This is a genomic window from Marinomonas sp. ef1, assembly GCF_002806845.1.
Taxonomy (GTDB): domain Bacteria; phylum Pseudomonadota; class Gammaproteobacteria; order Pseudomonadales; family Marinomonadaceae; genus Marinomonas; species Marinomonas polaris.
The window spans coordinates 169,897-187,791 of the sequence record NZ_NHTT01000002.1 but is presented as its reverse complement, the minus strand read 5'-3'; the positions used below and the strand labels follow the sequence as shown (position 1 = coordinate 187,791).

The following is a 17,895-nucleotide window of genomic DNA, read 5'->3' as shown; positions in this document are numbered from 1 at the left end:
TCTTCAGTTCCTTGTTTAATCTCATTCTATCGTTGAAGAATCTCAGTCAAATTACACGCTTTCTAACGCTAACAAGTCACTTATGTTTTGTCTTTTTCTGATGAGGCGATGATGCCCTCCATCGATCAAAAACTCAGGCGCCAGCGGTCGACTGTTGTAATTTGAAGACATAGAAGCTCCATATGCACCGACATCATTAAACACCAGCAAATCGCCCACCCTAGGATTATTCAGTATTTGATGGCAAATCACGCCACTGGCATCTTGTGTAAACACATCACCGGACTCACACAAAGGTCCAGCCACCGCATACTCAAGCGGATCAAACAATGGGCTTGCTTGCCGCTGATTTGTTGCTTGATGAATCACTTCTATTTTGTGATAGCTGCCATACATACTCGGTCTTAACAGGTCATTAAAACCAGCATCGACTAGAATGAAATTGTGCTGCTGCGTTGATTTCAAACAATGGATTTCCGCCACCAAAACGCCCGCGTTTGCGACTAAAAATCGTCCCGGTTCTACTTCTAGTTTAATAACATGGCCTAAATGATTTTCTATCTCTTTACGCGCTTCATCCCACAATCGGAAAAAACTATTGGTATCTAATTCTACGTCATTTTCTGTATAAGGCGCAGGAAGCCCACCACCAGTAGAAATGGCTCGGATATCCACATTGGCTAACTTCACCACCTCGACCATGGCTTGGCAGGCTTGAGACAAATGTACAAAGTCTGAACCTGAACCAATGTGCATATGAATGCCAATTAAATCCAAACCATATTGTTGAATCAGAGCAACGGTCTGCGGCAAATCTTCTAGCGAAATACCATGTTTGCTATTTGGTCCACCAGTATTGGTTTTTTCACTATGGCCATGGCCAAACCCAGGATTCACACGTATCCAAACTGGATGATGAGGAGCGACTTCTGCAATTCGATGCAACATATCCATAGAGCCAATATTGACAGGAATATCGTGTTGAATAACCAATTCTATTGTTTCGCGATCTATCAGATCTGCGGTAAAAACAATGCTTTCAGGATTGTCGCTGTTGCTGTAGCCCGCCGCTAAACTTCTTTCAATTTCTCCAGCAGACACAGCATCAACCATTACACCTTCTTCTCGCATCAATCGTAAAATATGTGTATTTGAGCAGGCTTTTTGCGCGAAACGGATGACATCAAAATCCCTTAACTGTCTGATCTGATGACGAATGATTGCCGCATCGTACACCCATGCAGGTGTACCAAATTGCTGAGTTATTTCTACTAGTGTATTGGGATTAAAAATAGTCACTTAGCCTTGCTCCTATAGATCGCTCGAATCAATTTTTTAAGTTATTTAATAGAATCAATCATAGCGCCCGTCCAAAAATACAAATAATATCTATTTATTCAAATTCTATTCATTTCTGATATGACCTATGAAACTAACATTCCGACAAATTGAAATATTCAATGCTTTGATGACAGCAGAAAGCGTAACCAGCGCAGCCGATATGTTGCATACCTCACAACCGACCATTAGCCGAGAACTGGCAAGACTTGAACAGATATTAGGGTTCAGCCTATTTGAACGAGTGCGCGGCCGACTCAAACCCAGTAACGCCGCTTACACGCTTTTTGAAGAAGTAAAACGTTCGTATATTGGCTTAGAACGAATTTGGTCAACCGTTGAAGATTTGCGCACAGATCAGATAGGAAGGCTCTCAGTACTAACATTGCCAGCTTTTTCACAGTCTCTGTTACCTGGCGCATGTCTGAAGTTTTTAGATACAAACCAAAATGTCGGTATCTCCATCTCTGTGCAAGAGCCGCCATATTTAGAACAAAGCTTAACGTACCAACAATACGACCTGGGGTTGACTGAAAACAACTACTCACCGTCAGGCACCATACTTAAACCTTTGTTAAGTATCGATGAAGTCTGTATTTTGCCAAATGATCATCCATTATTAGCAAAAGACATCATTGATATCCGTGATTTCGAAGGCCAGCCTTTTATTAACTTATCGCCTAACGATCCATATCGAATAAAATTGGATGAAGATCTATATCGGCTTGGAATCAATCGTAAAACCGTGATAGAAACACCAACTGCCGCGTCTGTCTGTCAGTTGGTAAGTAAAGGCGCGGGAATTGCCATCATCAATCCACTAACAGCATTGGACTTTATTGATCATGGTCTGCAAATTCGTCCATTGAATGTGTCTTACCCATTTACCATCAATATACTTTTGCCCTTACACCGCCCCTTTAACCCGTTTTTAGATGACTTCATTGCAGCACTGGAAGATGAATCGAAAGAAATAAAAACTAAAATTAATCAGTACTCAGCTCATTCAATTTAGGCATGCTTATTTATGATCGCTGAACGTATTTTCTGATACACTTTTTTGCATAAGTAACTAATCAATAGCAAGCACATTTTGGCAGGCATTAAGGAAAACACGATGACGCAGTTGGCTTTAAGTGATCTCATTGGTAAACAAGTACTTGGCGTAGCCGGCACTTACGGCTCCCAAGATAACGAAATGGATGTTTATATCTGCGGTGTAAACATTCTGACAGACACGTCATTGGAGCTTTTCTTTCCCAATGGTCATCAACTCAAGTCCAATCAAAAAGTCACCATACATCTAGACAATCGTACCGGCGTATCGGAATACGACGCAGATTTAAAAGTATACCGTTCGTCGTTCAAAGGCATAGTTACATCAACAACGGGTAAAAAAGCACAAGTAAATGCCCTTGAGTACGAAGTTTACTATGGCGCTAGCATTGCTAAATCTTTCCAAGCGAATGACTATGAACACCCAAGCGATAGTCGCCCTGCTATCGATCTACCACACAGCCCGCTTACTGTCGCGCCCGAGATTGACGACAGTGAAAACGACAATAAAATTGGCGTTTTGATGACTTATGCCAAACAGCAACCACATTCCACTGTTATGGCGTTCTTATCCTCTGTTGACGATGATATTTTCTTTATTACCTTCCCGAGCACATTTAAGGCTAAGCTGTTAAGTCGCAACAATCAGTGTTACTTTGCTATCGATGGTCGTGCTACCTTTACTTTTGAAGAAGCTATCGAATGGAATTACAGCATCATCAAAAGTGATGTTTATGAAATCCCCAAAAGCAACCCAGTTTTCCAACAAATTCAAGAACTCTTTATCCAGAAAAATCCTTGGGAAATGGGTTTCTTTAGCCACCCAGAAGTAACTATGTATCACCTAAAAGCCACAAAAGTCGTCTGCCCAAAGCAAAGCGTTTAACTGAAAAACTGGTAAGGCCAACCTCAATTAAGGAGAAAAACATGTTATCGGGAAGCTGTTTATGTAATGGCGTGCAATACGAAATAAAAGGTGAATTGGGCGACATCATGCAGTGTCATTGTCAAAAATGTCGTAAAGCCAACGGCTCTGCTTTTGCTACCAATGCAGCTATTCCAACAACCGCCTTCGCCTTGTTAAAAGGCAAAGAACTACTGGCTGAATACGAATCTACACCTGGTGTTTTCCGTGTCTTTTGCAAACAATGCGCATCACCACTTTATAGCCGACGCCCACACATGCCAGAGCTACTTCGTCTTCGCATTGGCACACTCGACACAAAAATAGAAGGCAAACCGTCTTCACATATCTTTGTTGGTTCAAAAGCCGAATGGCATGAAATCTGCGATGATATCCCGCAATACGAAGAACGCCCTGTTGTGTAGCTTCTAGCAGAGAAAAATAAATAAAGATTAGGGGCAATATCCCCTAATCTTATTGCATATTAAATTGCTCAAGATTCTCTTGAGATAAACAATACTAACTAACAAACCAGTCGCTCTTGCAGTAACAGTAAAGACACGAGATCGAGAGTTAAAAACCATGATCTATTGTCAAAGCAGCAAATCGTTAATACCATAAGCTAATACATTGAGTTGACTGATAATTTTATATTATTTATTCATCACAACCATGAACTATGATTTCATCCATCTAATGAGTACTTATAGGTATGTCTAACGACCAGCACGAAGATACCCCCGCCCTTAATTTAGAATACTATGTTCCTGCCCTTGTTACTTTTTTGGCAAATAAACTATCAAGCGGTGCATCTTCTATTTATCGGGAATTTTTTGGTATAGGCATTGTAGAATGGAGATTACTTGCATTACTTGCTGTTGAGAATGGCATATCAGCTAATCGTATGTGCCAAGTTATTGGTTTAGACAAGTCTGGCGTGAGTCGATCTCTAAAACTTCTAGAACAAGAACAATACGTTTACTCTAGCCTTGACCCCGACGACGCTCGTCGACTTATCATCTGGATGACCAGCAAAGGAAGAGCTCTGCACGATAAAGTTTTCGAAGTTGCCATTGCTCGTGAAAAACTCTTACTACAAGGCTTTACAAAAAAAGAGATTGATACCTTAGTAAAGTTCCTAAACCGCTTAAATGATAGCGTTAATACAGTAAATAATTTCCGCCCTAACATCCCAAAATAATCGCCTCAATACTCCCCTCACTTCACCCAAACTCAACTTATTAAAGACGTTATAGATGAATGATTTAGATAACGTCTGCCGTCTAAAAAAAACAAATCTATAACAATCCACTCATTATTTCATGATAAAACCCGGCTAAAAAAGGTTGCTATAGCAACTTTATTTAGTTGACATCACAACTATATTGCCGTTATAAACATAGCAAGAGCCAACTAAAAATAACTAAGGCAGCTTGAAATGATTGACGTTCTTATTAAGAAAAAAAATATTGAGGCTAACGGTATCGTTAGTTTTGAACTTACGAATGTAGACGATAAAAAACTTCCTGAAGCCGCTCCTGGCGCTCATATAGACGTGCTAGTTAGTCGCGACATCACTCGACAATACTCCATCTACAATGACTCAAAAAAAACAAATAGCTATAAAATCGCGGTTTTAAAAGATCCAAACTCCCGTGGTGGCTCAAAAGCTTTACACGAAAACATAAAAGAAGGAGATGTGATTAGCATTTCGGAGCCTAGAAACCTTTTCGAGCTAAATTACGACGCTCCATCTTATATTTTAGTTGCAGGAGGAATTGGAATCACTCCAATTCTATCCATGGCGGAAGACTTACAGTTTAAAAATCGTTCTTTTTCTTTACATTATTTCACTCGCAGCGGCGATAGAACCGCTTTTTATCAACAAATAATTTCAGGCGACTTTGCAGATAAGAGCACGTTTTATTTCGATGGAGATGAAACGAAATCTTTTCGCCAAGCGCTACTCGATGCCAATAACCAAACTCACCTCTATGTATGTGGTCCAAATGGTTTTATGGATTTTGTTTTTTCTGCGGCTAAAGAAACGGGTTGGTTAGAAGCAAGATTACATAAAGAACATTTCACTGCGGTACCAACTGAAAACGCAGCAAATCAAGCGTTTGAAGTTGAGATTGCGAGTTCTGGCGCACGCTTTCACATTCCTGAGAATAACTCAGTTTTTGAAGTGTTAGACGACGCTGGTATCGAAATTAATGTGTCCTGCGAACAAGGCATATGTGGCTCCTGCCTAACAAGAGTCATATCAGGCACACCTGACCATAGGGATCAATTTTTATCCAGCGAAGAACACGCTAAGAACGATAAATTTACCCCTTGTTGTTCAAGGTCACTAACCAAAACTCTGGTGCTCGATCTTTAGTGCCACATCAAAGCAAGTCAAAACAAATATAAGAAGGAGAGTTTTATGAGTGTTCAACATATGAGCGCAGCTGAACTAATCAATACTGACGTCGAAACAAAGTCCTTATTTCCACTCAATATGTGGTACGTGGCTGCTTTGAGTTCTGAATTGAAAGATAAGCCCTTAGCACGCACAATCCTCAATCATCAAATTGTTTTTTTCCGTACTTCAGATGGAGAGGTCTCTGCGCTTGAGGATAGATGCTGTCACCGCGCTTTGCCTTTGTCACTTGGCACAATTGAAAATAACGGCATTCGTTGTGGCTATCACGGGTTGCTATTTAATGGCGACGGTAAGTGCATTGAGGTTCCGGGCCAAGACAAAGTTCCACGCAAAGCCTTAGTATCGACTTATTCGATTTGCGAACAAAACCATCTTATTTGGATCTGGTTTGGGGATGAAAATACGCAAGAACCAACCTGTACACCACCAGAATATCCAGTTCATAACAACCCAGAATATCTATTTGATGGCGATGTCTATCACTACGAAGCACCTTATCAGCTAATACACGACAACCTGTTAGATCTTAGCCATCTGGGATATGTTCACCTCTATACCATCGGCGGTAATGCAAAATTGCACATGACTGCAGAAACCAAGGTTGAAAGTGACGAAAAAATGGTTCGTGTTGTCCGTCATATGCCCGATTCAGTTCCACCTCCAACTTACACCGCAGCCTATCCGTTCAAAGGAAAAATCGATCGCTGGCAAGAAATTCTCTTCAAAATATCTCATTTAGAAATTTGGACGGGGGCAGTAGATGCGGGCTCGGACTCTCTAGATAACCCAAACCGCGATGGCTTCCACATGAAAGGTTTCCATGGGATCACGCCTGAAACAGAGACAACTTGTCACTATCTATGGACTATGTCGACCAACCCAAAACATGATCCAGAAGAGACTGCGAAAAAAGTCATTGAACAAACAAGACTGACTTTTGATGAAGACAAAGTGGTCATTGAAGCGCAATACAAAAATATGCAGAACTTTAAAAATAGGACGATGTTAGACATACATGTTGACGTTGCCCCGAATCGAGCTCGCCGTATTATCGAATCACAGCTGACTTAAACCATTTCGCTTTAAGCTAATTCATAGTGGCACTGCTATGAATGCCCAACACATTAAAAAAGACTAAGAGTGCTGCTTAGTCTTTGTAATTAGAAAAATGTAAGACCACTAAAACAATAATAAAGAGGTAATAAACATGAAAAACAAACTAATAATTTCGACTCTCTGCTTAAGCAGTCTGTGGACAACTTTAGCATTTTCACAAACCTACACATTACGTCTAGCTCACTTCTGGCCAGCTAACTCAAGTGTTGGCAATGTAATACAAGACTGGGCTGACTCAATCGAAAATGACTCAGATAAACAGTTAAAAATTGAAATATACCCAAGTCAAACTCTTGCTAAAGCAGCACAAAGCTATGCATCAACAGTAAATGGTATAGCAGATATCACAGTTACCGCTCAAGGCTACATGGCTGGAAGATTTCCACTTACACAAGTGGTCGAACTGCCAGGCTTGATTACCACTGCTGAAAACTCAAGCTGCGCTATTCAAAAGCTTTATGACAATAAACTTATTTCAAGTGAATACACGGATACCCATCCTTTATTCCTATTTGTTCATGGGCCTGGACATCTTCACACCAGTGAAAAGCAAATTCTCGAACCAAGTGACTTAGAAGGAATGCGCATACGCAGAGCAACAACTGTTGTAGCAGACTTACTCAGTTCAATGAACGCAAATCCAGTTGGTATGCCAGCCCCTGATACCTACCAGTCCGCACAACGGGGGGTTATCCAAGGCGTCGCCTTTCCATGGCAAGCAATGAAAGATTTCCGCCTAAATGAACTGTTAACACATCATACAGAAATAGGTCTTTACACTCTTTCATTTATAACCACAATGAATAAGCGTGCCTACAATAACCTGCCTGATAATCTTAAGAAAATTATGGATAAACATAGTGGCGAACATTGGTCACGAGTCATGGGGAAAGCACTAGACAATCTAGACGCTGCAGGCCGAAAAGAAGCTATTGAAGCTGGCCATACTATTGAAATAATTAGCAATGTTAATACCAATCCGGTATGGGGACCAATTACCAAAAAAGTCATTGCATCTTATATTAGTGATATGAAAAATCAGTCTAAAAAGGCAGAAAATATTTATCAAAAAGCCTTAGAATATTCAGCTGAGTGCTCTACTAACATAGAGTCATAAAGCACAGAGTATTAAAAAAGCGACACTAGAATTTGCTAACAAAAATAAAAGGGAAGTCGACGCAAGACTTCCCTTTTTGTAAGGCTGAAAATATAACCACCTGCTCTATTTATTAAAATTACAAATATGAAATATTCAACTTATGTGTTCCACCATCCAGTGGTACGCGCACAATGTTGTTGGTGATTTGAATATCCATGCCATCCACCACAGCTCGGATTCCACTTCGTACTAAAGAGTCTTCTATAGGGTCTTCAGTTTTTGAAAAATGAGCGCGATCAGCCGATTGCTCGACGGTTATAAAGTATTCCGTATCGTCGATTTTTACGGTGGCTTCAAATCCCGGCCAACCTAACGGAATACAAGGCTGAATCGTCAGTTCCTTGCCTTCTCGATGAATACCAAGTATGCCTTCCATTCCTGCACGATACATCCAACCTGCTGAGCCTGTGTACCAAGTCCAACCGCCTCGTCCTGTGTGAGGCGCAACCGAATATACATCCGCCGCGACCACATAAGGTTCGACTTTATAACGCTCTGTGTCTTCCGCATTCAGTGCGTGATTGATCGGGTTGAGCAAATTAAACAAGTCGTTGGCTTTGTTGCCATCCCCCAATTTAGCGTAGGCTAAAATCGCCCACATAGCGGCATGACTGTATTGACCGCCGTTTTCCCGTAAGCCCGGTGGATAGCCTTTGATATAACCCGGATCATGGCTGGTTTTATCAAATGGCGGCGTAAACAATAACGCCAGTTTTGACTCGGGTTGAATCAGATATTGCTCGACTGACTCCATGGCTTTCGCGGCGCGTTCTGGTTCGCCCGCTTCAGACAATATCGCCCAAGATTGCACAATAGAATCAATTTGGCATTCGTCGTTGTCTTTAGAACCTAACCAACTGCCGTCATCGAAGTTCGCCCGACGATACCAGTCACCGTCCCAAGCTTTTTCTTCAATGGCTTCTCTTACTTTACTGGCATGAGTTACCCAGTTTTGTACTCGTTCGTCTTCATCACGAATTTGCGCCATGGGCGAGAATAAATTGATGGTACGAATCAGCAACCAACCTAACCAAACACTTTCCCCTTGGCCGCCTTCCCCGACACGGTTCATACCATCGTTCCAATCGCCCGTGCCCATTAATGGCAGGCCATTTCCGCCCGTCAGTTCAAGACATTGATCCAAACCGCGAGCACAATGCTCAAACAAGGTTGCAGACTCATCCGATTCCGTAGGATAAAAATACGCATCATGCTGATCCGCAGGCAAAGGCGGCCCTTCGATAAAGGCGACTTTTTCTTCCAAAATAGACACATCACCCGAGGTTTCAATGTAGGTCGCCGTGGCATACGCCAGCCAGACTCTATCATCAGAAATATGCGTACGCACACCCTGCCCGGTATGAGGCAGCCACCAATGCTGTACATCGCCCTCGACAAACTGACGACTCGCCGCACGCAAAATATGCGCTCTGGTCATATCCGGTCGGCGGAATGTCATCGACATACCGTCCTGTAATTGATCTCGAAAACCATACGCGCCGCTGGCTTGATAATACGCTGAACGCGCCCACATTCGACACGCCACCGTCTGATAAAGCAGCCAACCATTGAGCATGATATCCATCGCTCGATCAGGCGTTTTCACCTGAACTGCGCCTAACAAGGTATCCCAATGCTGTGTCACGTCAGCCAGCACTTGATCCAAATCCGCATGGCGATATTTCTCGATCAAATCGCGGGCTTTGCCGACCGAAGCACATTGCCCCAGCAAGATCACCACTTCCACCGATTCATCCGGTTCAAGCTCAACGATAGATTGCTGTGCAGTACAAGGATCCTGTCCTGCGCCAATGCTGCCAGACAAAGACGAATCCCTAAGCAAAGCCGCTGGTGCATTCATGCGACCATTGCGTCCCAGAAACTCGGTGCGATCTGTCGTCCAGGTCGACTGCATCCCGCCCATATCGGCAAAAGCAACACGCCCCGGAAACGCCACATTCCAGCGATTACAAACGAATAAGGCGTTTGAACCAGCAGAATCCAAATCCGTGGTAATAAATGGCGCAGACGTTCCTCGAGCTGTGCCTAACACCCATTCGGCGTAAAACGTAACAGAGAATCGACGACGTCGCCCCGTTTGGTTATGCAGAGTTAAGCGTGAAATTTTAATCGGATCTGCCAAAGGTACGTATTGCAATAAGGTCAGCGCCAAACCATCCGCTTGATGTTCAAAACAGCTATAACCACGACCATGATGAGCAACAAATGCACTTTGATTGGCTTTGTTGTTCGCTTGATTAAAAGAACGAAGCGGCTGAGCCGTGGCGCCAAACAATTCCAAGCTGTCTTCATCGCGCACGTAAATCGCTTCACCAGACGGATTAGAAACGGGATCATTACACCAAGGCGTTAGCTGGTTCTCGCGGCTGTTTTCCGCCCACGTATAACCACTGCCTTCGACCGACACATGAAAGCCAAAACTCGCATTGGCAATGACATTGATCCAAGGCGCAGGCGTCGAGGCGCCGTTTTCAAGAATCACCGTATATTCCCGACCATCTAAACCAAAACCACCCAAGCCATTGAAGAACTCTAGTCCTTGTTTCAGGGCTGCTAACTTGTCCCTGGCTGTTGAATTCTTTGCCTTGAATGGAATGACATTACCACCAGTCGATTCATTCATCGAACGAATCTTCGGCGGCCAAGTCGACGCTGGCGGCAAGCGATGAATATGTTTACCAATAGATCCTCGACGAGCAATAAGCACCACCCGAGCAACCGATTTCAGCAAATCACGAACCTGCACATCCACCAAGTCTGCACGCAAAACATATACAGCGCCTTGCACATGATCACCGTTAGACTTATCGATTAGTCGAGGCCGTGATTGGCTACTTCGTACTGCGGTTTCAATGGCAATTTGCAAGTCTTGTAAATAAGAACACGCGTGCTCATTGATGATCACCAGATCCACTGCCAGACGCTTCATGCGCCAGTATTCATGGGCGCGCAATAATTGCTTCACTTGATCAATGTCTTCGACGTCATCAATGCGCAACAGCACAATGGGCAAATCACCACTAATCGAATGCGGCCAAAGCACAGACTGACCCGCCATGCCGCGATGAATGGAGTCGGCTGAAACACGAAAACGCGGATCGGCGTAAATAATCGGCGCAGCAAGTCGTTGGAAATCGCCTGCCTCGGTTGGGCTAATATCCAAATGACGCAATTGCACTTGCGCCTGCGTCCAAGCCAAGGTTTTCGCTCTGTCATAAGCACTGCGGTCATGATGTCGATCAATAAGATCCATTAATTCTTCACGAGAAGACGCCACAACTGTCCAAAACGCCACTTTCACCACACTGCCTGCTGGCACATGAACGGCATAGCGTAACGAGAAAATAGGATCTAGCACGGTCCCAATTGAATTGTTCAGATCGACACTTTCAACCGACGAATCGTCACAATCAAACGCCGCGGCGGTGGCAATGGAATTACCTCGTCCAATAAACAAGGCACGGTTGGTTTCATATTGAGGATCGGCCGTTACTTCCCCTTCTACAATGGCAAAATGCGCCGCCCAAACAGAAGGTTCCTGCGCAGCACGTTTACGGCGAGTCGCGATTAGCGCATTGTATTCAGGGACATATTCCGTTTGCACAAACATCTTGGCAAAGGCCGGATGAGCGTTGTCTGTTGCTGGCGTCGTTAGCACCAATTCAAGATAGGACGTCAGTTCAATGTCATAAGCCGCTCGACCATTGTTACTCAAGGAAATACGACGTACTTCGCCATCGTCTTCACCGGAAACCAACACATCCATTGTCGTGGTTAGCTCACCATCATGACGCACAAATTCCGCATGATCTTCTTCAAACACACCTGCCGGATAATGACCTTCGTCTTGCAAAGGCTGAGCAGAACTCGACCAAAGCTGACCTGTATTTTTATCACGTAAGAAAATGAAACTGCCGTAATGATCGCATGTGGTATCTTCCTGCCATCGGGTCACCGCAATGTCGCGCCAACGACTGTAGCCTGCGCCAGTGGCGGTCAACATCACCACATAGCGACCGTTCGATAACAAATGCGTAATGGGCGAGCCTGCAGCTGTTGGGCTTAGGCGTCGAACGATCGGCGCAATTACCGTTAAAGTGGACGCGAAGGTTTTCACTTCTTCTGCCCGTGGATGACTAATGCAAACATCCCTTGGCATGCGTTCTTGCAATAAGAGTTCGCACGCTTGAATCATCGGTTCTTGATGAAAACGTTGTCTAAATGCGCCTTCCAGCAAGGTATTGGCGATGGCCACAATGGTCATGCCCTGATGATGGGCCATAAAACTGCGTACAATGGCGACATGGCTTTCAACGGGTAAACGCGTCGGCGTAAAGTCCAGCGCCTCGTAAAAACCATAACGCCCACAAGCGCCCATGCTGTTTAAGCGCTCATAATTATCAACCGCCGCCTGAGGATCAATCATGGTTGCAAGCCCTGTAGCGTAAGGCGCGATGACTCTATTTTCCGCTAAGCCGCGTTTTAGACCAAGTCCCGGCACACCAAAGTTGGAATATTGATAAGTAAACTCGATATCACGGGCATTATAAGAAGATTCCGACACGCCCCAAGGAATGCCAAGCTGTTTGCCGTATTCCTGCTGACGCTCAACGATCAGCCGATTGGTCTGTTCAAGCAGACTGCCCGTTGGCGCTCGCATAATCAGCGACGGCATCAAATATTCGAACATGGAACCCGACCAAGAAATCAGCGCCGAGCCATTGCCCATGGGCGTTGCCGCTCGACCAAGACGGAACCAATGCTTGGTTGCCACATCGCCTTTGGCAATAGCAAACAAACTTGCCAATCGTGCTTCCGAAGCCAATAAATCGTAACAACTTGGATCGAGGCTGTTTTCGGCAAGAGAATAACCAATCGACAAAAGTTTGCGCTCAGGATCAATGAGAAATGCAAAGTCCATATCTAGTGCCATATTTCGTGCTGTGCTCGCCAGAGCATTTAATCTAGCCAGCAAAGAATCGGGAGAATTGCGCTGCTCAAGCGTATCGCGCTGCTGTTCAACCATCACTTTATTGGCGGCTTCAATCCAATAAATGAAATCAGCATGGCGCCCTTGTGCAATCTCTTCGCCCGAACCCAATGTTCGCTCACGAGCCAATTTCGCGGCTTTATCGGTCAATCGAATTAAAATCGGCGTTAACGCCTCAATAGTCTGTCGGCTGTTTAATCTACTCTCGATATTATCCAAGGTTGCCAACAATGGATGTTCGCTGTCCGTTGCAGTAACACTCAAATCTGGACTAACAGAATGGATTGCTTGTTTTGATTCAGCCACTAAGGATTGTCTAGCCAACGTAATGTTGTCCATAAAACCCGAGCGCACTGTGAAGTTTGGCTTAGCGATTAAAGTGTCTTGAGATTGTCCATTAGATTGCCCAACTACAGATTCCTCGCGCCATTGCTCACAACTGTTTGCCAGCGCAATCAAATGCCCAGCAAGATTGCCGCTGTCTACCGAAGAAATGTACTCAGGTAATAAAGTATGCAAAGTTTGCGTGCCATACCAATTAAACAAATGCCCTTTGTATTTAGGCAGCTTAAGCAAAGTGATAAAGGTGTTTTCAAGCCGTTCAATCGTTTCAATTAACCCAGTCCAACCAAAGTCCCGCGCTGCCACAGACGACAACAAATACAAACCAATATTGGTCGGCGAAGTTCGATGCGCCACCACAGGTTCTGGGTCTTCTTGGAAATTATCCGGAGGCAAAAAGTTATCTTCTTCTGTGACAAAGGTTTCAAAATAGCGCCACGTTTTGCGTGCAGTAAGGCGTAAAGTGACTGCACCGACATCAAGTTCATCAGGTCGCAAGACTTCCGGTGATCGACTAACAAACACGGCCACCAAAGGCGCAAGAGACCAAAGCAAAGCAAACGGCAACACCAGCAGCCACACTGCCGGATTCACCACGATGACAAACAAGCAAACCGCTAAGGCAAGCAAGGTGCCACAGGCCATGTTTTGATAAAAACCCACCACCTTGAGTCGTGGACTAGCGTTACTCTGCGCCGCGGTTGCCCATTCCAAACAACGCCGATGGGTCACACCCAAACGCAACAAGGTGCGTGTGATCGCATCCAATGAGCGCCAGCTTTGATCAGGCAGTAAGGCGATTGACAAAAAAGTTTGACTCAAAGCAAGACGTAAATCCCCTAACCAAAGTCTAAAATGGTTGCTGGTATCCACGCCAGAACGACGAGGAATCATTGAAAAAAGACACGGCAACAACGGCGGTATAGCCATGACAGCCAATAATACAGCGCTAAAAAATAACGCCGACGACGGAAACAACAACCAACTTAACGCCAAGGCTAACAAGGTTGTTGGTGCCACCAGCGAACGCCTTAAATTGTCGAGCAGCTTCCAACGCCCCAAACTGGAAACGCCCTGCTCTGTTGGTTTGCTCATAATCCACGGCAACAACTGCCAATCGCCTCGCATCCAACGATGCTGACGTTTCGCAGCGGCATCGTATCGTGCTGGAAACTCTTCCACTACTTCCACGTCCGACACCAAACCTGCGCGCGCAAAAATGCCTTCGAACAAATCGTGGCTCAGCATGGTGTCATTCGGCACACGATCCGCCAGCGCGGCTTCGAACATATCGACATCGTAAATGCCTTTGCCAGTGAAAGAACCTTCGCCGAAAAGATCTTGATAGACATCGGAAATCGCCGCAGCATAAGGGTCCATTCCGCCGGGGGCGGAAAATATACGCTGGAACAAAGAACCTTCCGTGCCCACCGACAAAGACGGTGTGACGCGAGGCTGAAGAATTCCGTAGCCTGCAACAACTCGCTGTTTGACTTTATCCAAACGTGGACGATTCAATGGATGCGCCATTTTACCGATTAATCGCAACGCCGCTTCTCGTGGTAAACGAGTGTCGGCGTCAAGAGTAATCACGTAGCGAACATCACTCGGCACACTGGGCGCTTTGCCCTGAATGGCCATAAACGTGGTGTCCGTCGCGCCGCGTAATAATCGGTTCAGCTCATGCAACTTGCCGCGTTTACGCTCCCAGCCCATCCACACATTTTCGCTTGGATTAAATAATCTACGGCGATGCAACAAGATAAAACGCGGGCCGGATGGACCTTCTTCGTAACGCTGGTTTAACCGATCAATTTCCAACGCCGCCCTTTCTAACAATAAGGCGTCGCTTTCTAATTCTTCTAGATCGGCATCTTTGCCGTCAGTTAACAAAGCAAAACTCACATCACCGTCGATACCGCTCAGATAATGCACTTCTAGACGTTCAATTTGTTCTAATAAATCCGCTTCTGAGGTGAGCAAAGTCGGCACGGCGATTAAGGTTCGTAACGAGGTCGGCACGCCCGCTTTTAGTTCAAGTCCCGGCAACATCACCGCACCAAAGCGCCAGGTCACTAAACGATTAACGATGGCAAACGCCACTTCTGTGGCGGGAATAAAGGCCACTACTGCCCATAGCAACCAAGATTGTGCAGGAAACGCCATGAATCCCGCGAAGAAAATACTCATGGTAAGAAAAGCCAAGGCGACAATGGCAATCGTGCCACTGTAACCCGCGACGCCTAGGCGCACATGAAAACGCCGGACTCTTAATCGCATGGTGGGTTTATAGGCGATGGATTTTTCGAAAGCTAAACGGCCCTGTTCAATCAAATAATAACCTGGGTCACCGAAGCGGTTTATCTCTACCTTAGCTTCTTCCATTAACGTTTCTGTCGCTTCTGCATGTGTTGATTCAACACTCTTCAACTCTAATAAAGCTAAGCTGTCTTTTGCCATTTCTACGGCGCGCTGGGCAATGTCTATTTCCGAATAATCACAACCTCGCGCCAGTTCTTCCACGGCGCTGCGATACAAGTTACGTGTTGGGAAATCCATTTGGGCAAACAAGTTGTATCGATAGAACTCTTGATCGACGAGACTGACTTTTTCAAACAATTCCGACCAATCAATGTCAGAAATCAACCGCATACTGGTGATTACATTTCGAATAGTGACGTTCGATGCGCCTTGGCGTTGCTGGGCATGTTGCACCACTTCTTCAACCGAAAGACCTTGCAGTTGTAGGCGCTGCTCTAGCCAATCTAATGCTGGTGTAGTTTTCGGATCTTGGTCACGTAATCGCTTCGCCAATTGCGCAGCAAACACTTCTGATAGCGGTTCCGGTGAGCGGGAGGCGATGTCTTCTTGTAACGCTGAATGAGCACAACCTGCCACCAAAAGCCGCTCGGTGAAATGATCGGCGTCGTGGCGAGCGTCGCGTCCGACGGCAATTTGATCAGCCAAACGTCGCAAGTTTTCAATTAATACAATGCGCAGCGTAATCGCCACCGCCCACAATTCGCCAATCGTGAGCGGTTGAACTTTTTGATAAGCATGAATAAATCGCATCAGAACATCAGGATCTATATGGCTATCGGTGTGCGCTACAAACGCCCAGGTTAAACCAAATACCCGCGGATAGCCTGCAAAAGGCCCATCGGCTAGCTTAGGTAATTGTCGATAATAACTGTCCGGCAAATCATCTCTGATCTCGCGAATTTGCTCTTCCACTAAATGATAGTTATCCAGCAGCCATTCCGCGGCGGGAACCACACTTCCACCTCGCTCCAACTCAACAGCACTTTCACGATAAGACGCTAATAAGGCCGTGGCGTTTTCATCAAGTCGCGTCTGCAAAGGCAATACAGAAGGTTCAGAACCAAATGCTTGTTGAGCCTTGGCCAAACTTTCTGCGTGTTCTTCAAGCCGTTCTAAACCAAACAACTCCTCTCGAACAGGAATCGTGCTGTCCCAAAGCGAGTGAGAAAATCGTCGTCCAAGTAGAGAAGAAAAAGTGTTTAACATAATCGCCTTAAAATCATCTGATGAATGGCGCAATCAAGCGTCTTTTCATCTTAATAAAACAAGCGATCTAGCGTCTGTACGCCAGCGAACTGACACCATAAGGCAGGAAGGTTAGTTTAATAGGAAGACAAATCCGTCAGACAAGACAAAAGGACAATCAATTATGTTACGCAGCATGCACGACTTAGAGAGATACACCATTGCCGCCACCGATGGCAATATAGGCGAAGTGACGGATTTCTTGTTTGATGACGAGGAATGGGTTGTACGTTATTTCGTCGTTGAAACCGGCAGCTGGCTATCAAGCCGTAAGGTCTTAATCTCCCCTATCGGAATAGAAAAAGCCAACTGGCGAGAAAAAGTCTTTCCCGTCGCCATCACCAAAGAACAAGTAAAAAACAGCCCTAAAATTGACACTAACCAACCAGTTTCCCGCCAACACGAGATAGATCATTTAGGCTACTACGGCTATCCGTATTATTGGGGCGGAACTGGATTCTGGGGTGGCGGCATGTATCCATATTCATTGTATCCATGCTTTGGCCATTACCCAGACTCTAAAGAAGAATCAGACAATGCAACGCTTGCTCATGAAAAAGCCAAACGCGAATTACATCAAAACGATGATCCAAACCTACGCAGTTGCAAAGCCATCATTGGTTACAAAATCCACGCTATCGACGGTGAAATGGGGCATGTTTCTGGGCTTCTAATTGAAGACAATACCATGGCGGTTCGCTACTTCATGGTCGATACCACTAATTGGTTTGGCGGTCACAAAGTGCTTATCTCGCCAGAGTGGATAGAAGACATGGATTGGACCGATAATTCAGTCACCATCAACTTAACTCGCCATCAAATAAAAGAAGCACCCGAGTACCACACCACCAAAAACCTAAACCGAGAACATGAGCTAGCGGTTTACGATCATTATGGTTTAACTGGCTACTGGGCGAGAGGCGAAAAAGCCAATCTAGTAAAGCAAGATTAACCCTTAAAAAAACCTATTATCT

10 protein-coding genes are annotated in these 17,895 nt (G+C 45.0%); 8 read left to right on the top strand and 2 right to left on the bottom strand.

What is annotated here, in order from left to right:
* Positions 1–51: 51 nt before the first annotated feature.
* Positions 52–1,299, bottom strand: a complete 1,248-nt coding sequence (gene lysA, locus CCS02_RS03295; protein WP_100635777.1) for a diaminopimelate decarboxylase — start codon at positions 1,297–1,299, stop codon at positions 52–54.
* A 127-nt stretch (positions 1,300–1,426) separates the two neighbouring features.
* On the opposite strand from lysA, the gene CCS02_RS03290 reads away from it, so the two are divergent.
* The 7 genes from CCS02_RS03290 (at position 1,427) to CCS02_RS03260 (ending at position 7,959) form a co-directional block, all read left to right on the top strand.
* Positions 1,427–2,353 (top strand): LysR family transcriptional regulator, encoded by a 927-nt coding sequence (locus CCS02_RS03290; protein WP_100635775.1) that lies wholly within the window; start codon positions 1,427–1,429, stop codon positions 2,351–2,353.
* A 102-nt stretch (positions 2,354–2,455) separates the two neighbouring features.
* On the top strand, positions 2,456–3,280 hold the full coding sequence (locus CCS02_RS03285; protein WP_072839239.1) for a hypothetical protein: 825 nt from the start codon (positions 2,456–2,458) through the stop codon (positions 3,278–3,280).
* Positions 3,281–3,321: 41 nt separating this feature from the next.
* A complete protein-coding gene (locus CCS02_RS03280; protein WP_072839240.1) occupies positions 3,322–3,723 on the top strand; it encodes a GFA family protein in 402 nt (133 codons plus the stop codon).
* Positions 3,724–4,010: 287 nt separating this feature from the next.
* On the top strand, positions 4,011–4,499 hold the full coding sequence (locus tag CCS02_RS03275; protein WP_100635773.1) for a MarR family winged helix-turn-helix transcriptional regulator: 489 nt from the start codon (positions 4,011–4,013) through the stop codon (positions 4,497–4,499).
* Between the two features lie 237 nt (positions 4,500–4,736).
* Positions 4,737–5,681: a PDR/VanB family oxidoreductase gene (locus CCS02_RS03270; protein ID WP_100635771.1), complete on the top strand. Its 945-nt coding sequence runs from the start codon at positions 4,737–4,739 to the stop codon at positions 5,679–5,681.
* A 45-nt stretch (positions 5,682–5,726) separates the two neighbouring features.
* Positions 5,727–6,797: an aromatic ring-hydroxylating dioxygenase subunit alpha gene (locus CCS02_RS03265; RefSeq protein WP_198515324.1), complete on the top strand. Its 1,071-nt coding sequence runs from the start codon at positions 5,727–5,729 to the stop codon at positions 6,795–6,797.
* A gap of 136 nt (positions 6,798–6,933) precedes the next feature.
* Complete coding sequence (locus CCS02_RS03260; RefSeq protein ID WP_100187730.1) at positions 6,934–7,959, top strand: TRAP transporter substrate-binding protein; 1,026 nt, start codon at positions 6,934–6,936, stop codon at positions 7,957–7,959.
* A 118-nt stretch (positions 7,960–8,077) separates the two neighbouring features.
* On the opposite strand, the gene CCS02_RS03255 is transcribed toward CCS02_RS03260, so the two are convergent.
* Entirely contained in the window at positions 8,078–16,882 is an 8,805-nt protein-coding gene (locus CCS02_RS03255; RefSeq protein ID WP_100635769.1) for a GH36-type glycosyl hydrolase domain-containing protein, read from the bottom strand.
* 163 nt (positions 16,883–17,045) lie between these two features.
* On the opposite strand from CCS02_RS03255, the gene CCS02_RS03250 reads away from it, so the two are divergent.
* Entirely contained in the window at positions 17,046–17,873 is an 828-nt protein-coding gene (locus tag CCS02_RS03250; RefSeq protein ID WP_100635767.1) for a PRC-barrel domain-containing protein, read from the top strand.
* Positions 17,874–17,895 lie beyond the last annotated feature (22 nt).